This window comes from Hymenobacter yonginensis (assembly GCF_027625995.1).
Classification (GTDB): Bacteria; Bacteroidota; Bacteroidia; order Cytophagales; family Hymenobacteraceae; genus Hymenobacter; species Hymenobacter yonginensis.
Genome location: NZ_CP115396.1, coordinates 2,390,980 through 2,415,546 on the forward strand (window position 1 = coordinate 2,390,980; position 24,567 = coordinate 2,415,546).

A 24,567-nucleotide genomic window follows, 5' to 3' on the forward strand; every position below is an offset into this window, starting at 1 on the left:
ATTTTTACCCACGCATCCCACCCAACCCCTTCTGCCCATGCAAACGATGACCTCGCCCGAAGTGCAGGCCCACCCTGCCCACGACTTCCTCCCGCTCAACGGCACCGACTACCTGGAATTCTACGTCGGCAATGCCAAGCAGTCGGCCTACTACTACCAGGCTGCCTTCGGCTTCGAGCTGGTGGCCTATTCCGGCCCCGAAACCGGCGTGCGCGACCGGGCCAGCTACGTGCTGCAGCAAAACAAAATCCGCTTCGTCCTCACCACCTCCCTCCTGCCCGACTCCGATATCACGCGGCACGTGGCCCAGCACGGCGACGGCGTGAAGGTGATGGCCCTGTGGGTGGACGACGCCCGCAAATCCTTCGAAGAAACCACCAAGCGCGGCGCCAAGGTGGCGTTTGAGCCCTACACCATCGAAGACGAGCACGGCTCCGTGACGATGGCCGGCATCTATACCTACGGCGAAACCGTGCACACTTTCGTGGAGCGCAGCAACTACACCGGGCCGTTTCTGCCGGGCTTCGTGGCCAGAACCAGCGGCATTCCGCAGGGCGCGCCCGTGGGCCTGCAGGTGGTCGACCACTGCGTGGGCAACGTGGGCTGGGGCGAGATGAACCAGTGGGTGAAGTTCTACGAGGACGTAATGGGCTTCAAACTGCTCATCACCTTCGACGACGACGACATCAGCACCGAATATTCGGCCCTGATGAGCAAGGTGGTCAGCAACGGCAACGGCTTCGTGAAGTTCCCCATCAACGAGCCCGCCGAAGGCAAGAAGAAAAGCCAGATTGAAGAATATCTGGACTTCTACCATTCGCCCGGCGTGCAGCACATGGCCCTCATCACCAACGATATCCGCACGACCGTAACGGAGCTGCGCCGCCGCGGCGTGGAGTTTCTGCAGGTGCCCGCCACCTACTACGACGACCTGCTGGACCGCGTCGGCCACATCGACGAAGACCTCGACAGCATCCGCGACCTGAACCTGCTCGTAGACCGCGACGAGGAAGGCTACCTCCTCCAGATTTTCACCAAGCCCGTGGAAGACCGTCCGACGGTGTTCTTCGAAATCATCCAGCGCAAAGGCGCCAAGAGCTTCGGCAAAGGCAACTTCAAGGCCTTGTTCGAAGCCATTGAGCGCGAGCAGGCCCTGCGCGGCAACCTGTAATACGGCCCGTCATGCAGAGGTGCAGCCGAAGCATCTCGCTAGTGTAGTAATCCAGTCATGTTGGGTAGCGCGAGGAATCTTGCTGGTGTCTGGTATTGATTTACTACACTGGCGAGATTCCTCGCTGCACTCGGAATGACGTTCTTTTTCTTTTCTTTCCTCCTCCAGAATATGGCCCTTACCCCCGACATTCAAGCGAAAATCAATACCTGGCTCACCGGTGGCTACGACGCCGAGACGCAGACTGAAATCCGGCAGCTGCAGGCTGACAACCAGGATGATTTTCTGTCGGATGCCTTCTACCGCAACTTGGAATTTGGCACCGGTGGCCTGCGGGGCATTATGGGGCCCGGCTCCAACCGCATGAACCGCTACACGCTGGGCATGGCGGCGCAGGGCCTGAGCAACTACCTGCTCCAGCAGTTCGCGGGCCAGGAAATCAAGGTGGCCGTGGCGCACGACTCGCGCAACAACAGCCGCGCCTTTGCCGAAATGGTGGCGGGCGTTTTCTCGGCCAACGGCATTACGGTGTACCTGTTTGAGGCACTGCGGCCCACGCCGGAGCTGTCGTTCACCATCCGGCACCTGGGCTGCCAGAGCGGCTGCGTTATCACGGCCTCGCACAACCCCAAGGAGTACAACGGCTTCAAGGTATACTGGAACGACGGCGCCCAGGTGGTGGCTCCGCACGACAAGAACATCATCCGCGAAGTGGAAGCCATTCAGGGCGTCGAGCAAGTGAAATTCCAGGCCGACACCACGCGGATTCACAGCATCGGGTCCGAGGTGGATGCCGCCTACCTGGCCAAGGTGAAGGAGTTGAGCATCAACCCGGCTGCCATCCAGCGCCAGCACGACCTGAAAATCGTGTTTACGCCGATTCATGGCACCGGCATCACGCTGGTGCCGCAGGCGCTGGCGCAGCTGGGTTTCACCAACGTATCGGTGGTAGAAGCCCAGGCCACCCCCGACGGCAACTTCCCGACGGTGCTTTCGCCCAACCCTGAGGAGCAGGTAGCCATGCAGATGGCCCTGGACCAGGCCAAAGCCCTCGATGCCGACATCGTGCTGGCCACCGACCCCGACTCAGACCGGGTGGGTATTGCGGTGAAGAATACTCGCGGCGAATGGGTGCTGGTGAACGGCAACCAGACGGCCGCCCTGCTGACCTACTACGTGCTGTCGGCGCGGCAGCAGGCCGGCAAGAAGACCGATAAGGACTTCATCGTGTACACCATCGTGACCAGCGAGGTGCTCGGCGACATTGCCCGCTCCTATGACGTGCAGAGCTACCAGACGCTCACCGGCTTCAAGTACATTGCCGGCCTGATCCGGGACCTGGAAGGCGAAGCCAACTACGTGGGCGGCGGCGAGGAAAGCTACGGCTACATGCTCGGCGACTTCGTACGCGACAAGGATGCCGTATCGGCCTGCGCCCTGCTGGCTGAAATGGCGGCCGTGGCCAAAGACAACGGCCACTCGCTTTACGAGGAGATGACGCGCATGTACGCCCAGTATGGCCTCTACAAAGAGCACCTGATTTCGCTCACGAAGAAAGGCCAGCGCGGCGCCGAGGAAATCCAGGAAATGATGGCCGAGCTGCGCGCTATGCCGCCCGCTACCATTGCCGGCCAGCCCGTGGTGGAGCTGCGCGACTACAAAACCGGCCTCATCCGCGACCTGCGCACTGGCCTGGAAACGCCCACCGGCCTGGAAAGCAGCAACGTGCTGCAGTTCATTCTGGAAGACGGCAGCAAGATTTCGGCGCGGCCTTCGGGCACTGAGCCCAAAATCAAGTTCTACTTCAGCGTGCGGCATCCGCTCAAGTCGCACGTCGATTTTGAGTTGGCTGAACGCCAAGCGCAGGAGAAAATTCAGGCCATCATTGAGGATATGCAGCTGAAATAAGCCTGCCCTTTCCTGCAGTTGCCTTCCGGCTGCCAGCCCCGACTACTCACGTAGTCGGGGCTTTTTGCTGGCGGGTGGCTGGGTGGCGCGTATTTATTGTTCAGGGGACACAGGATCTGCATTGTTTTTTTGCCGACGACCCTGAAAAAGGTGAGGTGCCTTCATGGCGGAGCAGGCACCAGAAGCGGGCTGATGACTTGTGCAATAAGCGTACAGGGCAGCCTCAAAAAACCCATTTCCAGCCAATTGAGCTATTTTTGCGGCTTGCTTTTGCTTCGCTCAGACACTAGTTTTGGTTGCATCCCCAGGGAGCTTTAGCCGTGCAAGCGAGCATGGCCCCTGCAGCCGGAAGTATAGCCGCTGCCACAAGCAGCTTTTACAATTTTTGAGTGAGAAAGTGAGGCAAATAGGACGGGGCTTCCCTGTCCTGTTTCTCGCTGGCCTCCTGCTCATCTATCTCCCTTCATGCGTCAATTGGTTAGAGCCGGCCGCTTTCCCGTGCGGCTGCTGTACTGTTTTGTGCTGCTGCTAGCTGGCAGCGAGCCGTGGGCCACACCTGCCGCCGCTCAGCCCCTGAGTTTACTGCACACCAAAGGCCCCGCGCTGCTCGACGCCCAGAACCGGCCCGTCGTGCTGCGCGGCATCAACGTGGGCGGCTGGCTGCTGCAGGAAAGCTACATCCTCCGCACCGACTCTTTGAACTCCCAGGGTCGCATTCAGCAGGCCATGCTGCGCACCATGCCCGAGGCCGACGTAGAGGACTTCTACCGCCGCTACCGGGCCGGCTTCATCACCAAGGCCGACATTGACTTCATTGCCCGGCAGGGCTTGAACTGCGTGCGGCTGCCACTGCACTACGACCTGTTTCTGACTGGTGCTCAGCGCCGCGCCCGCACCCGCGCCCTGCAGAACCCGCGCCACGTGGATGCCTACGTCCAGTCGCTGAGCACGTGGTACGACCAGAACCAGCTGTTCACGGACGCCCAAAATTTGGATGGTTTCCGGCTGATTGATGACGTGCTGCGCTGGTGTGCCGCCAACCGGCTCTACGTGGTGCTCGACCTGCACGCCGCCCCCGGCGGCCAGGGCGCCGACCGCAACATCAGCGACTGTCTGGTGCCGCTGGACCTGTGGAAGCGCCGCGATGCCAAGGGCCGCCTCCTCTACCAGGACCTCACGGTGCGGCTCTGGCAGCAGATTTCCCGGCGCTACCGCACCGACGCCCGCGTGGCGCTCTACGACTTTCTCAACGAGCCCAACGGCCTGAGCACCGCCAACGGCCTGGCCGGCGACAACTCCGAGCTGAGCGAGCTGTACAGCCGCCTGATTGACGTGGTGCGCGCCCAAAATGACCAGCACGTGGTGCTGCTGGAAGGCAACGGCTACGGCAACGAGTACACCAACCTCACGCCCGACAAGCTGCGCACCCCGCACAAAGGCAACCTCATGTACAACGCGCACCGCTACTGGTGCCCCAACGACACCACCGCTTCCGACGCCAATTCACTGCAAATCAATCTTATTCACAATCTGGTGACTTTCCGGGAGCGGTGGCAGGTGCCGGTGTGGGTGGGCGAAACCGGCGAGAACTCCAACGAGTGGTTTGCCGCCGCCGTGCAGGCACTCAACCAGCAGAACATCGGGTGGTGCCACTGGACGCTGAAGCGGGTGGATGGCCGCACCAGCCTACTGAACGTGCCCCGCTACGGCAGCCTGCTGACGCCGGCCGGACGCATGGCGCTGCTACGCAACAGCGAGTTCCGGAACTGTACCGTAAACACCGATGTGGTGGCGGCCCTCACCCGCCCCACGGCCGCCCCAGCGGCATTTGTGCCGCACGTAGTGCCCGGCACCATCCAGGCGGCCGACTACGACCTGGGCCGCCTGGGCCAGGCCTACTCCGACACCTACGCCACCCGCACCGACTTCCGCAACCACACGCCCCACAACGCCGGCGACGCCTACCGCAACGACGGCGTGGATATTGAGCCCATGCCCGACAGCACTGCCACTATCCTAGCCGTCAGCCATATGGAAGCCGGCGAGTGGCTGAGCTACACCGTAACCGTGCCCCAAACCACGGCCTGCGCCGTGCAGCTGCGGGCCCGCAACCCGACTGCTGCCGCCGCCCAACTGCTTGTCAGGGTGGATGGGCAGGTGTTGGCGGGGCAGGTGACCGTACCCGGTGGCGGCTGGCAAACGCTGCCGGTCGGCAATGTGCAGCTGGCGGCGGGCACGCACACGATGCAGCTGTACGTGGAGCAGCCGGGTGCCGTGGTGAGCTGGCTACAATTTGTGCCGCTGGCCGGTCCTCGCTAACCCTCCCAAGTACAGGAGTTTCTTTAACTTAGAGATTCCCATGCCAACCCTGCCCTCCCTGATTTCCCGTTTCAGCCTACTAGCCGCCGCCCGCCTGCTGTGGGTGCTGGTCGTCCTGGGTGCCGCCGGCCACCAAGCCCGGGCCGAGCGCCCCCTCCCGCTGGATGCCCGCCAGCCGGAAATTTTCGTCAGCCCCCTCAACTACAGCATTCTCGAAGACCCCACGGGCCAGCTCACGCTGCGCGATGTGCAGCAGCCCCGCTATGCCAGCCGGTTTGTGTCGGGGGCGCGGGTGGCCACCAACATGGAGCACCCCGGCTCAGCCTACTGGCTGCGCCTGACGGTGCAGGCCATCGGCCCGCAGCCCCAGCACTGGTACCTGGAGATGTTCGACTCCCACCTCAACGACATTTACTTTTTCCCCAAGGCCCCCGCTGAACAGGGCCGCATCCATACCGGGGCCGACCGTCCGTTCACGACCCGGCCTTACCGCTACAAAAACTACCTGCTGCAACTGCCAATAGCCGACAACCAGCCGCATACCTACTACCTGCGGCTGCAGTCCAATTCGCGCACCAGCTTCCTGTCGAAGATGCGCACCGAGCAGGGCATTGCCGAGCACTTCCAGCTAGAATATGGGCTGCTGGGTGCCTTCTATGGCATGCTGCTCATCATGATTATCTACAACTTCTGCCTGTTCTGCTTCACCGGCGAGCAGACCTATCTGCGCTATGTGCTGTACGTGCTCAGCTGCAGCCTAGTGTTTCTATCGGAGGATGGGCTGGGATTTCAGTACCTGTGGCCCGGGCAGCCGTGGCTCAATCGGGTGGTGGAAGTGGCGTCGGCGCCGCTGCTGCTGCTCACCTTCGGCTACTATGCGCGCCAGTTTCTGGACACGCCCCAGCGTCTGCCCCGCTACGACCAGTGGCTGCGGGCCGTGGTGCTGCTGAGCGTGGCGGCCCTGCTGCTCGACGGCATCTGGTGGAAAACCGGGATGGGCATGGGCCTGTATCTGCTGCCCTACGGCATGCTGTTTTTCGCGGCGCTGCGCGTGTGGCAGCGCGGCTTCCTGCCGGCCCGCTTTGTGCTGCTGGCCCACTCGCTGGTGGCCGTCAGCGTGTTGTTTCTGATTTTGCGCAAGCTGGGTATTCATACGTTCACCAACACCTACACGGTATATAGCATGAACGCCGCCTTTGTGGTGGAAGTGGTGGTGCTGTCGTATGCGCTGGGTGAAAAAATCCGCGCCATTCAGCACGCCACGCTCAAGGCCCAGCACCGCCTCGTGAAGCAGCTGCGCAAAAAGCATGACGTGCAGCACCGACTGGTAGAGCAGCTGCGCCAGAACGAGGAGCTGAAAGACCAGCTGAACTCGGAGCTGGAAAACCTGGTGGCCCAGCGCACGGCCGAGCTGCAGCGCCAGGGCGAAACAATTGCCTCCCAGAACCGCGACCTGGTGCAGGCCAACGGGCTGCTGGCCTTGCAGTCGGCGGCCATTGAAAAGCTGAACACCGACCTGCAGCGCGACCTGCAGAAGGCCCAGACGGCGCGGGTGCTCTCGCAGGAAGTGGATTTCGGCGAGTTCAGTCAGATCTACCCCGACAAGGAAGCCTGCCTCACCTACCTCGCCGACCTGAAGTGGGCCCACGGCTACCACTGCCGCAAATGCGGCCACGACAACTACTGCGAAGGCCGTGAGACGCTTTCGCGCCGCTGCACCCGCTGCCGCTACGTGGAATCGGCCACAGCCTACACGCTGCTGCAGAAATGCAAGTTTTCGATTGTGAAGGCATTTTATGCGGTGTTTTTGTTGCACACGCACAACGGCAGCTACTCGGCGCAGGAGCTGTCCCGGGTGCTGGATCTGCGGCGCGCCACCTGCTGGAGCTTCAGCCATAAAGTGCTGGAAGCCATGCGCCGCCAGCCCACCGACCCCGCCGGCGAGGACAGCTGGACCCGCCTGCTGCTGGACGACAGCGGCACCGAGCCAGACGAGCCCGCCGAGGAAGAATTGGCAGTAGCGGGCGAGGCAGGCCCGGGTTTGGAGCACGAACCAGCCAAACCCAAAAACAAGCAAAAAAAAGTGGGCTGAGGCCCCTTTTTTTTTGCTTGTTTTTTACCCGTTAGCTGGGCCTGAGGGGAATATAGGATTTGGAAGGACTAACGGCGAAATGCTCCTTAAAAGTGGGTGCCGTAAGCGTACAGGGATGCGTGCGATGTAAGCGAAAATCGGCCTTCCCGCTATTCCTAGCGGGGTTTCACGCTTGATTTTTAAGAAAAATGGCGGATACCTTTGATCATCCCCCCCGCCCTTATGATCCGTTCTGCCCCCTTCCCGTGCCTGCCTCGGGTGAGTGAACACCCACTCCTTTGCCCGGCAACCCGCGCCGACAGGCGCCTGCCCGGCACCCACGCCCGCGCATCACCTGTGCGCCGGCCTTGAGCTCTTATGCAGGGCTCCTGCCTGCTCCCTTTTTCCGGCTGAGTGCCCGGCGCACCTCCCTCTCTGCGGGTACCCGATAGCCGGCAAACCGGCGGCCCAAGCGGCCCAAGCGGCCGTGAGTTACTACTCACCCCGGAAGCCTACCACGTTTTCCTGTGCGACTTTCCGCCCTGCTCGCAGGGCATTCGGACCGTCGTTTTCAAATTCCCACACTCTTCCCCACTTCCTACACATGAACCGCAATCAATACTCGTATCTGGGGTTCCGGCGCGTGGTGCCTCTCGCAGCCTATGGGCTGCTGAGCCTGGCGTCGCCACTGGCTGCCCAAGCCGCTCTGGCGCCCGATGCCAGCCTGGCCTTTGTGGCCGACGTTCCGGTTTCGGGACGGATTACGCAGCGTAACGGCGACGGCCTGCCCGGCGTGACGATTATCGTGCAGGGAACCACCATCGGAACCAGCACCGACTCCAACGGCAACTTCTCGCTGTCGGTGCCCGAAGGCAGCACTCTCATTATCAGCTCCATCGGCTTTACGCGCCAGGAAGTTCGCATCACTGGTGCCAACCCTTCCCTGAACGTAGTGCTGGCGGACGACGCCAAGGCCCTGAGCGAGGTAGTAGTGGTCGGCTACGGCACCCAGGAGCGCGGCAGCGTGACGGGCGCTATTTCGTCGGTGGGGGCTGCGGAAATCGTGCGCCAGCCGGTGGCCGATGCCACGCAGGCCATCCAGGGCAAGGTGTCCGGCGTAACGGTGATATCGAACGGCGGGGCGCCCGGTGGGGCCTCCGGTACGGCCGTGCGGGTGCGCGGCATCACGTCGGCCGGCAACAACAACCCGCTGTACGTGGTCGACGGCTTCCCGCTGCCCGACGGCGGCGACAACCAGCTCAACGCCATCAGCCCCAACGACATCGAGTCGATTGACATTCTGAAGGACGCTTCGGCTACGGCCATCTACGGGGTACGCGCCGCCAACGGCGTGGTCATCATCACCACCAAGCGTGGCAAAGCCGGCCGCACCAACGTCAACCTCGACGTGTACCGCGGCGTGCAGACCGTGGCCCGCCGCCTGGACTTGCTCAGCGCCTCGGAGTACGCCGTTATCAACAACGAAAGCCGCCTGGCCAAGGGCCTGCCCATTGTGGTAGACAAGCTGCGCGACCCGGCTTCGCTGGGCGAAGGCACCGACTGGCAGGATCTGGTGTTTCGCCGAGCTCAGATTCAGAACTACTCCCTCTCGGCCACCGGCGGCAGCGAAAAAGCCCGCTATGCCGTGTCGGGCACGTATTTCCAGCAGGACGGTATCATCATCGGCACCAACTTCGAGCGGTTTACGATACGGGCCAACGGTGACGTGCAGATTGGCCGCATGCTGAAGCTGGGCAACAACATCCAGCTCACGCACCTGGAAGACCGGCAGGTAACCACCAACAGCGGCGAGTATGGCACGGTACAGCAGATGCTGCGCATCCCGGCCACCGTGCAGCCCTACCGGCCCGATGGCTACTGGTACCAGCCCAGCTCGGGCGCTGACAACTTCATCGAGGAAAACCCACTGGCCAGCGCCCTGATCAACAACCAGAAGTTCACGCGCAACCGGGCCCTGACCACGTTCTTCGCTGAGCTGGAGCCCCTGAAAGGCCTGCGCTTCCGCACCAACGTGGGCGTCGACTTCATCTTCGACAACTTCAACCGCTTCACGCCCAAAGGCCCCGAGCTGGCTGGCTACACCCAGCGCTACTCTACGGCCAGCGCCGAAGCCAGATCCAGCTACGCTCCCACGTATCTGATTGAAAACACGGCCACTTACGACCGCCTGTTTGCCGATAAGCACCAGCTGACGGTATTGCTGGGCCAGTCGGCGCAGGAGTTCAACTTCAGCAACGTAGTGGCTAACCGCCAGGGCTACCTGCGCAACGACCTGCAGGTAATCAACGTCGGCCCCATCAACTCGCAACTCAGCAACGAAGGTGCCATTAGCCCGCCCCAGCGGCTGGCCAGCTACTTCGGGCGCGTGAACTACGAGTTTGCCGGCAAGTACCTGCTTTCGGCCGTGGCCCGCTACGACGGCTCGTCGGTATTCCCGCCCGGTGAGAAGTTCGGCTTCTTCCCCGGCGTATCGGTGGGCTGGCGCATTTCGGAAGAAGGCTTCCTGGACGGCAACAGCACCATCAGCAACCTGAAGCTGCGCGCCGGCTACGGCAAAGTGGGCAACCCCCTGAACGCGGGTCGCTTCGCCTCGCTGTACACCATCAACTTCGGCGCCATTTACCCATTCGGGCCCGATGGCACCATCAACACCGGGGCCGCGCCCACCCGCCTCGCCAACCCCGAGCTGCGCTGGGAAAACAATAACCAAACCAACGTGGGGGTGGATGTGGGCTTCCTCGACAACCGCTTCGAAGCCAGCCTCGACCTCTACAACCGCAACTCGCCCAACCTGATTGCGCCGGTACCGCCGTCTTTGGTATCGGGTACGTTTGAGTCGGTGAACACCAACGCAGCTTCGGCCTACAACCGGGGCATCGACTTCTCGTTTACCTCGCGCAACGTGCAGGGTAGCGGGCAGGCTTTTAGCTGGACCACCCTGCTCAACATCTCAGCCTATAAGACGCGGCTGGAGTCGCTGGGCTTGGGCGTACCGTACAACGGGCCCAACTTCCTGAGCAACAGCGCCGTGGTTCGCTACGATGTTAACCAGGCCTTTGGCTCGTTCTACGGTTTCGTGGCCGACGGCCTGTTCCAGACGGCCGACGAGGTGAATGCCGCCCCCCGGCAGGAAACCGGCACCGCCCCCGGCGACATCCGCTTCAAGGACCTGAACGGCGACGGGGTCATCACGGCGGCCGGCGACCGGACGTTCATTGGCAACCCCAACCCCGATTTCACCTACGGCATCACCAACACGCTGGGCTTTAAGGGCTTCGACCTAAGCTTCTTCATCCAGGGCGTGCAGGGCAACGATGTGTACAACATCAACCGCTTCATCACGGAAAGCGCCCTGTACGGATCCAACAACGGCACCACCCGCGTGCTGAACCGCTGGACCGGCCCCGGCACCAGCAACGACGTGCCCCGCGCCATCGACGGTGACCCCAACACCAACCTGCGCGTGTCGTCGCACTTCGTGGAAGACGGCTCCTACGTGCGCCTCAAGAACCTGACGTTTGGCTACACGCTGCCGCAGACTCTGCTGAGCCGTATTTCGGCCAGCCAGGTGCGCTTTTACGTGACGGCCCAGAACCTGGCCACGCTCACCAAATACACTGGCTACGACCCCGAAGTAAGCCCCAGCGGCATCGACCTGGGCGTGTATCCGCAGGCCCGCGTGTTCATGGGCGGCCTCAATATCGGGTTCTAATCTTCTCCCTACAGCTCTACTGCAATGACTATTTCCAAATACGCTTGCGGCGCTTTCCTGCTGTCGCTGGGTTTGCTCACCGGCTGCGGTGAGAAATTCCTGGAAGAAACCCCTTCCGACCAGATTACGGACGCCAACTTTTACCGCACCCAGGACGACGCCATTCAGGCCGTTACGGCTTCCTACAGCGAGCTGACCAAGGAAGGCCAGTACAACCTGGCGCTGTGGGCCATGGACATCATGGCCGACATTTCCACCACCGGCGGCGGCGGCGGCAGCGACGGTATTGAGTACACCCAGCTCGACGACTACAACATCCCGACCACCAATACCGTGGCCAACCGCCTCTGGGGGGGCTGCTTCATCGGGCTGCAGCGCGCCAACATAGTATTGCTGAAGGTGCCCAACATTGAGGGCATGGACCCTGCCATCAAACAGCGCTGCCTGGGTGAGGCGCAGTTCCTGCGGGCCAAATATTACTTCGACCTGGTGCGGGCCTTCGGCGACGTGCCGCTGTTCACGACTCCACCCTCCGGGCCGGCGCAGGTGTATATCCCGCGCACGCCGGCTGCCGACGTGTACCGCCAGATCGAGCAGGACCTAACCGATGCCTTCAACAACCTGCCGCCTTCCTACAGCGGCGCCGACCTGGGCCGGGCCACCAAGTGGGCCGCCGCCGGCCTGCTGGCCAAGGTGTACCTGACCGACGGCAAGAAAACCGAAGCCGCCCAGTGGGCCCGCCAGGTCATCAACAACTCCGGTAAAAGCCTGTGGCCGAACTACGGCGACAACTTCAAGATTGAAAACGAGAACGGCCGGGAGTCGCTGTTTGAGGTGCAGTATGTGAGTGGCCGCAACGGCTACGAGCGCAACAACGTGGGTTTCAGCGGCAACGAGTTCTTCGCCCCCCGCGGTTCCGGCACCACGCCGGCCGGTGGTGGCTACGGCTTCAACATTCCGGAGCCCGACTTCGTGAGCGGCTACGAAGCCGGCGACACGCGCAAAGCCGTGACCATCTGGGTACCCGGCGACCCATATCCGGCCGGCAGCGCCACGCCGGCGCAGCTGCCCCAGGCCCCTGGCTCGCCGTTTGGCTTCAACTGCAAGAAGTGGTTCATCGGTAAGGTGAACACCAACATCTGGGACTCGGGCCTCAACATTCCGGTGCTGCGCCTGGCCGATGTGTACCTGATTCTGGCCGAGGCCGTGGGCCCCACCACCGAGGGTCTGGACGCCATCAACAAGGTGCGCCGCCGCGCCTTCGGCTTGCCCATCAACACGCCTTCGGCCGCCCGCGACCTGACGGCCGCCACGCCCAACTTCAACGACGCGGTGCTGCGGGAGCGGAAGTACGAGCTGGCCTTCGAGTTTGACCGCTGGTTTGACCTGAAGCGCTACGCCGGTACCCCCAACGGCCTGGTGCCACGCATGACCCAGCAGTCGGCCTTCCTGCGCACGCTCAACATTCAGCGCGGCGTGCCCACCGACAAAAACCTGGTGCTGCCCATTCCGCAAAGCGAGATGGACGCCAATCCGGCGCTGGTGCAGAACCCCGGCTACTAAGCCGCCTGCTTTCCCCCTTCCACGATTTTCAGCCTGATGTTCATGAAAACCCACTTTCATAAAGCAGCCCTGCTACTGCTGAGCGGCTCCCTGCTGCTGGGCGCCTGCAAGAAAGACGACACCGGCAGCCTCGACGGCGCGGTGCCGGCTTCTGATTTCACCTTCACGACGCGCACCGTAGGCTTCACCACCGAAGTCACCTTCACGGCCACCAACACCGACGCCTTCCTCTACCAGTGGGAGTTCGGCGACGGCACCGTAGGCTCCGGCCAGCGGATTGTGCACACCTACTCGGCCAGCGGCCCGGTAAAGCCCCGCCTGGTAACGGCCTACCGGGGCGGCACCAGCGTATCGGCCCAGAAGGAAATTGTGCTGCCGCCGGTGTTCGAGTTGGTGAAGACGGTGCTCACGGGCGGCTCGTCGCGCACCTGGGTGCTCGACGACACCCAGAACGCGCCCATCATCGTGGGCCCCAACGACTCCGACCCCGGCGGATACTTCTCCGGCAGCCCGGCGGGCTCACTGCCTGCCTGCCAGGCCGACGATGAATTCACGTTCAGCACGGCCAACGTGTACACCTACGACGCCAAGGCCCAGACCTTTGTGGCTGGCGGCGGCGGGTGCCAGGCGCCGCGCTCCGGCACCTCGGCCTTCACCTTTGGGGCGCCCACGGGCCCCGGCCTGGCGCAGTTCGTGCTGGCCCGCACCGGCGCCTTCATCGGCGTCACCGACGCGCCTGACCTAGTGTACCGCGTGCTGTCCATCGACAACCAGCGCATGGTGCTGCGCGCCGGCCGCCCCACGGCAGGCGTAGTGTTCACGATGAAACTGCGCGTGAAGCCGTAAGCACACCCCCGCCAACCGCCGGCCCCGCCAACCACTGCGGGGCCGACGGCTGACGGCTTTCGTACGCATTCCTCCTCCCCACCACCCATTTACATTTCCGCTATGTCTTTTTCCACTTCTTCGTGGGCGCGGGCTGGCCTGGGGCTCAGCCTGGCGCTGAGCACGCTGGCGGCCTGCACCTCCGATCCGCCCAAGCCCGTGCTGCCACCCGCCGCGCCGCCCGCCGTCAACTCCGAATCGCGCGACTACGCCGCCTACACCAAGCTTGTCTGGAGCGACGAGTTCGACACCGGCTCGCTCGACCTGACCAAATGGGGCTTTGACCTGGGCGCCGGCGGCTGGGGCAACAACGAGCTGCAGACCTACACCAACGCCCCGGAAAACGTGACGACCACTGCGGGCGGCACCCTCGTAATCAAGGCTATCCGGCCGGCCTCCAACAGCCCGGCCTACACCTCGGCCCGCATCCTCACCAAGGGCAAGCAGACCTTCGTGTTTGGCCGGATTGACGTGCGGGCCAAGATTCCGAAAGGCAAGGGCATTTGGCCGGCCATCTGGATGCTGGGCGCCGACATCGACCAGAACAACTGGCCCAAGTGCGGCGAAATCGACATTATGGAACTGCGCGGCAGCAAACCCAAGGAGCTGATTTCCACGATGCACTTCGCCAACAGCGCCGGCACCCGCGAGTTCCGCACGACCACCAAAGTGCAGGCCACGGACCTGTCCGACGACTTCCACGTGTACTCGGTGGTGCGCAGCCAGGACCAGATCCGCATGTTCCTGGATGGCCAGCAGTACCTGACCTTCAGCAAGAGCGACGTTGGCTCAGCCCCCTACCCGTTCAACAATCCGTTCTTTGTGATTCTGAACATTGCGGTGGGTGGCGACTTCGACGGCAACCCCGACGCCAGCACCACTTTCCCGCAGCAGATGGAGGTCGACTACGTGCGGCACTACCAGTACCAGTAATGCCGCCCGGCAGCCGGCGCCTGCGTCGGCACTCACGGTCTTTTCTATGGCTATGAACTTACGAATGCCTTTCCCCCGCCTGGCCGCCGTGGCTGCCACGGCAGGCCTGCTGCTTTGCGGCCGTGCCGCCAGCGCCCAGACCAAGCCCGCCAAAACTGCCAAGTCGCCTAGCTACAGCTTCAAGGAGCTGATCTGGAGCGACGAATTCGACAAACCCGGCTTGCCCGACTCGCTGAAGTGGACCTACGACGTGGGCGGCACCGGCTGGGGCAACAAAGAGGAGCAATTCTACACCAAGGCCCGCCGCGAAAATGCCCGCGTCGAAAATGGCCACCTCATCATCGAGGCCCGCAAGGAAGCCCTCAACGACAAGAACGCCTACACCTCGGCCCGACTGGTGTCGCGCGCCAAGGGCGGCGGCAGCCTCACCTACGGCCGCGTAGAGGTGCGGGCCCAGCTGCCGGCCGCTCGCGGCACCTGGCCCGCCATCTGGATGCTGCCCGACGATTGGAAGTACGGCGACAAGAGCTGGCCCGCCAACGGCGAAATCGACATCATGGAGTACGTGGGCTACCGGCCCGAAGTGGTGCAGGCGTCCACGCACAGCAAGAAGTACTACTTCCGCCTCAACAACCAGAAAACCGACTCCGTCCGCGTGCCGACGGCCACCACGGCCTTCCACGACTACGCCATGGAATGGACGCCCGAAACCATCACGGTGTTCGTCGATAACAAGCCCTACTTCACCAGCCGCAACGAGCACACCGGCTGGGAGGCCTGGCCCTGGGACCATCCGTTTCACCTGCTGCTGAACGTGGCCGTGGGCGGCGAGTGGGGCGGCCTCAAAGGCATCGACCAGACGGCCTTCCCCCAACGGATGCTTGTGGACTACGTGCGCTTCTACAAAATGCGCCAGCGCTAACCGCCGGCGCCTCACCCTGCCTTTTTTCAGCGTAGCGGCCCTTTTCGGAGGGTCTGTTGCCACGCTTTGCCCTCTATCTACCACACGACTATGGGCCGCCAAAGACAGTTTTTCCGGTTGTCGGCCGCCGAGCAGCAGGAGCTGCAGCACTACCTGCTGCTGCCCGGGCTGCTGCGCCGCCAGACCAACCGCGCCCACACCTTGCTCGACTGGCACGCCGGGCTGTCCGCCGCCGAATCGGCCGAGCACCTGGCCATGACTGAGGGCCGGGTGTATGCCCTGCGGCGGGCTTACCAGCGGCAGGGCCTCACGGCCTACCTCAACACCCAGCCGGGCGGTGGGGCACCCACTAAGCTCACGCCCGCCGTGGAAGCTGCGCTGCTGGCGCTGCTTTCGCGCCGCAGCGCCGACGCGCCTCGCCGCTGGACGCTGCGGCAGCTGGCCGCCTACCTCGTGGCCCAGGGCCACACCAAGTCCATTTGCCCCGTGACGGTGGGCAAGGCGCTGCACCGGCTGCAGCAGTTGCTGCCGACTGCTGCAGCCGGCTTGCGGGCTGCCTGAGCCGGTCGGATTTTTTCGAGCGGTGAGATGCCGGCTGCAGGAAGCTGAACGGCCGGCGCAAGCCTGCTTTTTTCAGCCGCCTGCCCCATCTCACTGCTATCCACTCAATACCTAATACTCCTCCGATGACTTTCTCCCGCTTTGTTGTGCTTACGCTGCTGACCAGCCTGGCCGCGCCCACTGCCATCCACGCCCAGAAGGCCCGACCCCGCCAGCCGGCCCGCACCGCCAAAACTGCCCGGCCGGCCGCAGCCCCGCTCACCGAAGCCACCATTGCCCGGCAGGTAGATGCCCTGCTGGCCCAGATGACGCTGGAAGAAAAAGTGGGCCAGATGACCCAGGTGACCATCGACGCCGTGACGCAGGGCAAGAACCGCTACAGCTCCGACGAGCCGCTGGCCCTCGACCCCGCCGACCTGCAGAAGGTGCTCGTGGACTACAAAATCGGCTCGGTGTTGAACTCGGCCAACAACCGCGCCCGCACGCCCGAACTCTGGTACACCACCGTGAAGCAGATGCAGGACGTGGCCACCCAGAAAACCCGCCTCAAAATCCCGATTATCTACGGTATTGATGCCGTGCACGGCGAAACCTACACGGCCGGGGCCACCATGTTTCCGCAGGAAATAGCGCAGGCTGCCAGCCGCAACCGTGCCTTGGTGCGCCGCGGCGCCGAAATATCGGCCTACGAAACCCGCGCCAGCAACATCCCGTGGGCCTTTTCGCCGGTGCTGGATCTGGGCTCCGATGCCCGCTCGCCCCGGCAATGGGAAACCTTCGGCGAAGACCCCTACCTAATTTCCGAGCTGGGCGTGCAGATGGTGCGCGGCTACGAAGGCGACCCGAACAATATCGGCGACCCGACCAAAGTTGCCTCCAGCATCAAGCACTTTCTGGGCTACCAGGTGCCGCAGTCGGGCAAGGACCGCACCAACGCCTACATCTCCGACGAGGCGCTGTATGAGTACCACGTGCCGCCGTTCCGGGCCGCCGTGGCCGCCGGCGCCCACACCATCATGATCAACTCGGGCCTCATCAACGGGGTGCCCATGCACGCCAACTACGCCCTGCTCACCAAGCTGCTGAAGCAGGATCTGGGCTTCAAGGGACTGGCCGTGACCGACTGGCAGGACATCGAGAACCTCTACACCCGTGACCATTTCGCCAAAGACCAGAAGGACGCCATCCGGCTAGCCATCAACGCCGGCATTGATATGTCGATGGTACCCTACCAGTACGAGCAGTTCTGCGACAACCTGGTGGCGCTGGTGAAGGAAGGCCAGGTGAAGCAGGAGCGCATTGATGATGCCGTACGCCGGGTGCTGCGCGTGAAATACGCCCTCAACCTGTTTCAGCAGCCCAACACCAACCGCCAGGATTACCCGCTGTTCGGTAGCAAGGAGCACGAGCAGGCCAGCTACCAGATGGCCGCCGAAGCCATTACGCTGCTCAAGAACACCGACAACATTCTGCCCCTGAAGAAAACCAGCAAGGTGCTGCTGGCCGGCCCCAACGCCAACTCCATGCGCACCCTGAACGGCGCCTGGACCTACTCCTGGCAGGGCGAGAAAACCGAGGAATTTGCCCAGCAGTACAACACCATTCTGGAGGCGGTGCAGAAGGAAATCGGGGCCCAGAACGTGCAGCACGTGCCCGGCGTGAGCTACAAGATGGACGGCAAGTACTACGAGGAGTACGCCGACAAGCTGGACGAAGCCGTGGCCGCCGCCCGCAACGTGGACGTGGTGCTGCTCTGCCTCGGCGAAAACTCCTACGTGGAAAAGCCCGGCGACCTGAACGACCTCTACCTCTCCGACCTGCAGACCCAGCTGGCCCAGCGCCTGCTGGCCACCGGCAAGCCCGTGGTGCTGGTGCTCAACGAAGGCCGCCCGCGCGTCATCAGCCGCATCGAGCCCGGCATGAAGGCCGTGGTGCAGACCTACCTACCCGGCAACTTCGGCGGCGACGCCCTGGCCGACATCCTGTTCGGCGACGTGAACCCCTCCGGCAAGCTGCCCTACACCTACCCGCGCTACCCCAACGCCCTCATTTCCTACATCCACAAGTACGCTGAGGAGCAGAGCAAGGCCGAAGGCGCCTACAACTACGAGGCCGATTACAACCCGCAGTACAAGTTCGGCGACGGCCTGAGCTACACCACCTTCCGCTACGCCAATCTCACCGTCGACAAGGCCTCGCTGCCCAAAACTGGCCAGCTTACGGTATCGGTTCAGGTGACCAACAGCGGCGCCCGCGCCGGCCAGGAAGCCGTGCACCTCTACTCCTCCGACCTCTACGCCAGCCTGGTAGCGCCCGACATGCGCCGACTGCGCCGCTTCGAGAAAGTGAACCTCAAGCCCGGCGAAACCCGCACCGTCACGTTCACGCTGCCCGTTTCGGAGCTGAGCTACGCCGGCCCCGACGGCAAGCCGGTGCTGGAAGCCGGTGAGTTTGAGCTGCGCATCGCCGACCAGACCACCAAGTTCATGGTAACCGAATAGCTTGAAACCCCGCCGCTGCAATTGGCGGCGGCAGCTCTATCTTTATCGGCCCGGCTGCCTGTGCAGCCGGGCCGTTTTATGTTGCTGCTATGTCTATTCGTCTGGTTACAATTATGCTGGAACGCCGGGGCCGAAAGCACTGCTTTGGCGCGCTGCTGATGGCGGCGGTTTTCGCCTATGGCGGCCTGTGGGTGGTGGCCGGCGCCCTGGCCCTGTTTGCCCTGTTCCTGGTTGGATACTCCTCGCAGTGGCAGCTCGACATCCGTACCCGCCAGTACCGGCACGGCGTCAGCCTGTTCGGAATGCACCTGGGTTCCGACTGGCTCCGCCTGCCCGACGTGCAGCGCGTAGTAATCCGCTACTTCTCCGATTTCGCGGTGACCGACAGCGGCTACAGCGACGGCGACGAGTCCAGCAAAGACCGGCGCTACATCCTGCTGCTGTCGGTGCCGGAGTCGGCGCAGGGGCTGGTGGTGGCGCAGCTTCGCAATCAGCAGCAGGCGGTGCAGCTGGGCTGCCAGCTGGGCCGGGCGCTGGGCTTGCCCGTGCTGGAGTGCGACCGGTACGGCGAGCTGACGGTGGTGGAGGAAGCCGATCCAGCTGACAATCGAGCCTACAATCCGCCGCATTTCGAGCCTGCGCCTTCAATAGAAACTTGATTTAAGGCGGCGCTGCAGCACGGTTCCGCTACTCCGTCCGCCGCTCCTTCTTGGTGCCCAGAATAAACAGAATCAGCAGCAGAAACGCCGCCAGCCCCAGGCTGTACCACGTCACGACGGGCAGGCCGCGGTAGTAGGGCATCTGGCCGGCGGGGTAGCGGCCCAGCAAGCTCAGGCCCGCAAACAGGATCAGCGCCACCGACACAGCCGCCAGAATGCCGCGGCTCACCAGCTGGTCGGCTTTGTGCAGCAGCAGCTGGTAGCCACTCAGCTCGATGCGCACGCGCAGGTCGCCGCGTGAGATTTTGCGCACAATCTGCCGGATATCGGCCGGCAGCGTCTGGATGAGGGCCAGCAGCTGGGTGCCGGTGTATTCGGCTTCGCTGAGGATGTTCTCGGTGGAATACTGCTCGGCCACGATGCGCGCGCCGTAGGGCCGCACAAACTCGAACGTATTGAAGCGCGGGTGCAGCACCTTGCCGATGCCCTCCAGAATCACGAGGGCCCGCAGAATCAGGAACACGGCGCCCGGCACTTGCAGCTTATAATTGTAGATGACGTTCTGCAGCGCGTCGGCCAGGTCCGACATGCTCATGTCCTTGACGTCGAGCGAAGCAAAATCCTCAATCAGCTCGCCCAGCGACGCCTCAAACGCCCGCATATCCGGAATATCCGACGTAAGCGCCAGCCGCCGGAAGCTCAGGGCCATGCCGCGCGGGTCCTGCCGCGCCATGCCAATGAACACGCCCGCAAAGGCGTATTTCTGCTGCTTGCTGAGCTTGCCCACCATCCCAAAGTCGATGAGCACCAGCGTGCCATCGGGACGCACCAGCACGTTGCCGGGGTGCGGATCAGCGTGGAAGATGCCGAACTCGAATATCTGCGTCAGGTAGATATCCATGCCGGTTTCGGCCACTTTCTCCGGGCTCAGGTCCCAGGCTAGCAGCTGCGGCTTGTCCGTGATTTTGCAGCCGCTCACAAACTCAATCACCAGAATCCGGGCCGTGCTCAGCTCGCGGTAGGGCTTCGGAATGTAGAAGGTTTCGTAGTTCTCGTAGAGCGAGCGGAACTGCTCCATGCTGCGGGCCTCGGAGGTATAGTCCAGCTCCTTGGTCATACTCCGCTCGAAGGCGTCCACAACGTCCTGGGGGTTGCTCAAGCCCTGCTTGCGCAGGAAACCGGCCGTCAGGCGCACCAGCTCGTTGAGCAAAGCCAGATCGGAGCGCACCTTTTCCGGCACGCCGGGGCGCTGCACCTTCACCACCACTTCCTCGCCCGTGAGCAGCCGCGCCCGGTGCACCTGCCCGATACTGGCCGAGCCCAGCGGCACGTCGTCGAACTCAGCAAATACCTCCTCCAGCGGCTGCCCCATTTCCCGCTCGATGATGGCCTTGGCCACCTGCACGTCGAAGGGCGGCACGTTGCTCTGCAGCTTCTCAAACTCATCGATCAGCGGCTGCGGCAGCAGGTCGGCGCGGTTGCTCATGGCCTGCGCCAGCTTGATGAACGTAGGCCCCAGCTCCTCGATAATCATCCGGATCCGCTGCCAGCGCGTGGTTTCAAACACGGCCTGCTCGCCCTCCTGCCACGAAAGGCGCCGGCTCCGCGTCACCAGGCGCCGCAGCGGCGTGCTCGTCACCACGTCTTCAAAGCCGTAGCGGATCAGCACCTCCGCCACTTGCCGGATGCGGGTCAGGTTGGATATCGTTTGCTTGAACATGAATCGCAGATTTTGCGGATTTTACGGATTTCGCAGATTGAGCGGTGCTGTTTCAGACGTTCAGGCAGCAGCTAAACAGCCACGCGGCAGCGAAATCAGTGGACGCCAGCCGCAAAGCTATTCCAACCAGCCACAATCCGCGAAATCCCCTGAAATCTGCAAAATCTGTGATCAAAAAACCCCGCCCGTAAAGCACGGACGGGGTTTCCAGCGGCACAAAGCCGCGCGGTATTAGGAGTTAGCCTGCGACGACGACGAAGCCGCGCCGGCTGCTTTGTTTTCTTCTTTCTTAGCGGCACCAGCCGAGCCGGCAGCCGATTTCTGCGTTTTGCTGGCAGCAGCGCTGGTTTTGTCAGCAGCCTTCTTCACCGTGGAAGCGGCTTTGCTGGTGGCGCTGGCTACAGCCCCTTTGGCGGCCGCAGCCGTTTTGCTGACCGGAGCTTTGGCAGCAGGCTTAGTAGCCCCGTTCTTGACGCCACCTCCCCCAGAAGCTGAAGTAGATTTTGAGCTGCCTTTCACGGTACGCTTCAGTTCCTCTACCTCTGCGTTGGGCGCTACGCCTACCGTCTTCATCATTTTTGCGGCCAAGCCCTGCACCTGCTTCTCCAGCTCCTTGCGCTTGGTTTCGCCGTTTTTCTTCAGCTCGTCCATGATCTTGGCCCCTTCCTTCTCCGACAGCTTGCTCTCTTTCACCAGCGTGTCGATGGTTTTCTGCACCCGGTCGGTGGTGAGCGAAACAAAGCCTACGCCGGCGTTAACGAACTTCTTAAATAGATCTTCCATGAGACTGTAGGGGATTGGAAAATGAAGGTGAGAGAATGTGAAACCCGGTACCGCAAAAATGCTGACCGGAAAAAGTAGTATGCAAGCCGACTACTTGACGCAAACCTACGAAAACGCCGCTATATAGTTGGATATGAGGATTGAAAATTTATCCATGCTGCTTACTGGCGTCTGTAAAAAAGCAAATTCAAGGCCTCTAAATGCCCAATTGAACGGTTTTCAGCCCGCTCAATTGGCCGCTACACCTGCGGCCGTGGGCGGTACGGCGTAGCTGAGCGGGCTTTCTGGCTGGCGCGCTCAGCTACTGCCTGCGCTGCCTCCTGAGCCGCCCACACACCCCGCGCGAAGTCCCCAACCTGCGCCAGCGCCAGCCGCGCTTCCGGCACGAAGCGCCAGAACAAATGCCACCAGTGCACCAGCCCCCCAAACACCTGCAGCGTGACAGGTACGCCCACGGCCCGAGCCTTCTGCGTGAAATGCAGCACGTCGTCGTGCAGCACTTCGGCGTCGGAAATCTGAATCAGGAGTGGCGGCAGATCGTGCAGTTGGGCGCGCACCGGCGAGAGCAGCGGGTGGGCCAGCGGCGTCTCGTGGGCGTACATGCCGCCCCACCCCCGGATTTCGAGGGCCTCGAGCAGCTGGCTTTCCTCGCGGCACACCTGCCGGAGCGTGGCGGTGGGCAGCACCAGGTCGGTCCAGGGCGAGAGGCCGATGGCGGCGGCGGGCAGCGGCTGGCCGGCGTCGCGCAGGTGTAGCAGCAGCGCCAGAGCCAGTCCGCCCCCGGCCGAGTCGCCGGCTACCATGATGTTGTGCGCGGCGTAGCCTTCGGCCAGCAGCCAGTCATAGGCCAGCCGGGCATCGTCGAGGGCGGCCGGAAACGGATACTCGGGCGCTTTGCGGTAGTTGATAACTAGCGTGTTGAGCTGGCAGCTGCGGGCCAGCACGCCCACCAGGGAGCGGTGCGTATTCAGGGAACCCAGCACGTAGCCGCCGCCGTGCAGATACAGCAGCACCCGCCCGGCGGGCGCGCCGGCCGGCCGCAGCCATTCAGCGGCCATGCCGTCCACGTCGGTTTCTTCCAGAAACACGTTCCAGGGCACAAACTGAAACAGGGCGGCCGCCTCGGTGGCCAGCCGCATGGTAGTGAGGCGGGGGCGCTGCCGGGCAAGCGGGCCGGTGGCAGCCGCCAGAAACTGCTTGAGCAGCAGGTGCTGAGGAGAAGGCATCAGAAAAGCACGTGGGAATTGGGCAGAAACCGGAGCAGAACGGTGGAATGCCGGAGCCGTCCACCACCACTATGCCAGATACGCACGGTGGCAACGATAAGATACTGATTTACTTGAACTCCACCTGAAAAAAGCCACCGCCACCAGTTCCCGAAACGGCCGATCCTCCGGCCGCCGCCTTTCCGCACCAGGCAGCCAGGCGCTGCGAGGTAGCTACGGCGTTACGGCTTTTCGCCGATGCGGTGGCCGCGGTAGCCGCGGATGGCAATCGGAATCCAGCCCAGAATCGGGATGAAAAAGGACAGGGTGAAGGGGTTGCGCCACACCATCCGGAGCCAGGCACCCGGCTTGTCGAGCTGCATCTTGAAGTCGCGGCGCCCTTCGCGCACGTACAGGCGCTCGAACTCCTGAAACAGCGCCGGCCAGGCCACGGGCAGGAAAAACGGGAAGCAGCGCCAGTTGGCCTTCATGCGCTGCCACAGCTCGCGCCAGCGGTAGGGCTGCTGCCCGTGCTTGGCCACGGCGGCGTCCAGCTCGGCCTGCATCAGCAGCCGCACCTTTTCCGAGAGGGCCGTGTAGTCTTCGCGCGTCATGTCGGCGGGGTCCTTGTCGAGCATCTCGTAGGGCCGGATGCGCGAGCCCAGCACAAACGTAAGCTTGGCCGGAAAGGCCATGTAGAACGACCACGGCTGCAGCAGCACCAGCAGCACAATGGGCCCCAGCGGAATAAACGGAATCCCGATTTTCTTGCTCAGGTTGTTGAGCCAGGGCCAGCTGTAGGCGTAGGGGTTGAGGTATTCGCCGTTGATGGTGTAGAACGGCACTACGTCGGTGCGGTGTGTGATGCTGTGGCGCACCATGCTGGAAGCCAAGCGCTGCAACTCGTACTTTTTGTTGAACCCCTTCCCGATGCCCGGCACGCCCTCCGGGTACAACATCAGGTTGTGGTCCTGGTAGTACATCATCGTCTCGAAGTTGAGCGTGGTGGCATCCACGCAGCCGCACTTCTTCCAGAATTCCTTCACCTGAAACGGGTTCATGAGCGTGGACTGCGAGAGCAGCGGCGCCGACAGCGGCCGGGGCAGCCCGCGCTGACCCGGCAGCGTGCGCCACATGTGTGCCAGGGCCACAATGGCATCCCAAGGAAAAGCCATGCCCGAGTGGTTGGAGGCGAAGATCAGGGGCACATCCGGGTCGTTGCGCTCCGGGAAGTTTTCGAATCCTACCAGCTCCGAGCGAAACCAGACGGCATCCAGCAGCTGCAGGATGTTGTTGTCGAGGGTTTGCACGAAGTCTTCCTCGAAATAATCGGAGTAGATGTGCTGGTTGGCTTGGATGGCGGGAGGCGGCTGGGGCAGCGCGGCAGGCGTGGTAGCCGTGGGCATCGGGAAGCGGAATGGGCGGGCGGAGAGGATAAACCGGAATAGCAGCGCCGGGTGGCGGCGGGCTTCTAATGTAGGCATTTTACGCGCCAGGGCAAATCCAGGACGCCCACCGGACGCCATACCGCCATGTCAGCGCAGCTTCGGCCTCTCGCACGCATTCTACCTTACCTTTTATAAGCATATTTTATATAGATTTAATTAAATTGTATATTTGCAATATATTCATT

General features: G+C 62.8%; 16 protein-coding genes. 12 read left to right on the forward strand and 4 right to left on the reverse strand.

The features are described 5' to 3' along the window. The first annotated feature begins 37 nt into the window (after positions 1-37). The 12 genes from hppD to O9Z63_RS10390 all read left to right on the forward strand — a co-directional run bounded on the left by hppD (position 38) and on the right by O9Z63_RS10390 (position 19,226). A complete protein-coding gene (gene hppD / locus O9Z63_RS10335; protein ID WP_270125116.1) occupies positions 38-1,171 on the forward strand; it encodes a 4-hydroxyphenylpyruvate dioxygenase in 1,134 nt (377 codons plus the stop codon). A gap of 171 nt (positions 1,172-1,342) precedes the next feature. Further along, positions 1,343-3,079, forward strand: coding sequence for a phospho-sugar mutase (locus O9Z63_RS10340; RefSeq protein WP_270125118.1), 1,737 nt, complete (start codon positions 1,343-1,345; stop codon positions 3,077-3,079). A 519-nt stretch (positions 3,080-3,598) separates the two neighbouring features. Further along, positions 3,599-5,398, forward strand: a complete 1,800-nt coding sequence (locus tag O9Z63_RS10345; protein ID WP_270125120.1) for a cellulase family glycosylhydrolase — start codon at positions 3,599-3,601, stop codon at positions 5,396-5,398. 40 nt (positions 5,399-5,438) lie between these two features. Further along, the gene (locus tag O9Z63_RS10350) at positions 5,439-7,490 is read left to right on the forward strand and encodes a 7TM diverse intracellular signaling domain-containing protein (RefSeq protein WP_270125121.1); all 2,052 of its coding nucleotides are present in this window, start codon (positions 5,439-5,441) and stop codon (positions 7,488-7,490) included. 583 nt (positions 7,491-8,073) lie between these two features. After that, positions 8,074-11,202, forward strand: coding sequence for a SusC/RagA family TonB-linked outer membrane protein (locus O9Z63_RS10355; RefSeq protein WP_270125123.1), 3,129 nt, complete (start codon positions 8,074-8,076; stop codon positions 11,200-11,202). 24 nt (positions 11,203-11,226) lie between these two features. Beyond that, positions 11,227-12,765 carry a RagB/SusD family nutrient uptake outer membrane protein gene (locus tag O9Z63_RS10360; RefSeq protein ID WP_270125124.1) on the forward strand — a complete coding sequence of 513 codons (1,539 nt, stop codon included), beginning with the start codon at positions 11,227-11,229 and terminating at the stop codon, positions 12,763-12,765. A gap of 42 nt (positions 12,766-12,807) precedes the next feature. Next, positions 12,808-13,611, forward strand: a complete 804-nt coding sequence (locus O9Z63_RS10365; protein ID WP_270125126.1) for a PKD domain-containing protein — start codon at positions 12,808-12,810, stop codon at positions 13,609-13,611. A 102-nt stretch (positions 13,612-13,713) separates the two neighbouring features. Continuing rightward, positions 13,714-14,583: a glycoside hydrolase family 16 protein gene (locus O9Z63_RS10370; RefSeq protein WP_270125127.1), complete on the forward strand. Its 870-nt coding sequence runs from the start codon at positions 13,714-13,716 to the stop codon at positions 14,581-14,583. A gap of 52 nt (positions 14,584-14,635) precedes the next feature. After that, positions 14,636-15,505: a glycoside hydrolase family 16 protein gene (locus O9Z63_RS10375; protein ID WP_270125128.1), complete on the forward strand. Its 870-nt coding sequence runs from the start codon at positions 14,636-14,638 to the stop codon at positions 15,503-15,505. Positions 15,506-15,595: 90 nt separating this feature from the next. Then, a complete protein-coding gene (locus O9Z63_RS10380; protein ID WP_270125129.1) occupies positions 15,596-16,066 on the forward strand; it encodes a helix-turn-helix domain-containing protein in 471 nt (156 codons plus the stop codon). 125 nt (positions 16,067-16,191) lie between these two features. Beyond that, entirely contained in the window at positions 16,192-18,567 is a 2,376-nt protein-coding gene (locus O9Z63_RS10385) for a glycoside hydrolase family 3 N-terminal domain-containing protein (protein ID WP_270125130.1), read from the forward strand. Positions 18,568-18,656: 89 nt separating this feature from the next. Then, positions 18,657-19,226, forward strand: a complete 570-nt coding sequence (locus O9Z63_RS10390; protein ID WP_270125132.1) for a hypothetical protein — start codon at positions 18,657-18,659, stop codon at positions 19,224-19,226. 28 nt (positions 19,227-19,254) lie between these two features. Here O9Z63_RS10390 and O9Z63_RS10395 read toward each other — a convergent pair whose 3' ends face one another. From O9Z63_RS10395 to O9Z63_RS10410, 4 genes are all read right to left on the reverse strand, one after another. Further along, entirely contained in the window at positions 19,255-20,946 is a 1,692-nt protein-coding gene (locus O9Z63_RS10395) for an ABC1 kinase family protein (RefSeq protein WP_270125133.1), read from the reverse strand. 231 nt (positions 20,947-21,177) lie between these two features. After that, entirely contained in the window at positions 21,178-21,729 is a 552-nt protein-coding gene (locus O9Z63_RS10400) for a phasin family protein (RefSeq protein WP_270125134.1), read from the reverse strand. 239 nt (positions 21,730-21,968) lie between these two features. Next, positions 21,969-22,955 (reverse strand): alpha/beta hydrolase, encoded by a 987-nt coding sequence (locus tag O9Z63_RS10405; protein WP_270125135.1) that lies wholly within the window; start codon positions 22,953-22,955, stop codon positions 21,969-21,971. Positions 22,956-23,176: 221 nt separating this feature from the next. After that, positions 23,177-24,418 (reverse strand): lysophospholipid acyltransferase family protein, encoded by a 1,242-nt coding sequence (locus O9Z63_RS10410; RefSeq protein ID WP_270125137.1) that lies wholly within the window; start codon positions 24,416-24,418, stop codon positions 23,177-23,179. Between the last annotated feature and the right edge of the window lie 149 nt (positions 24,419-24,567).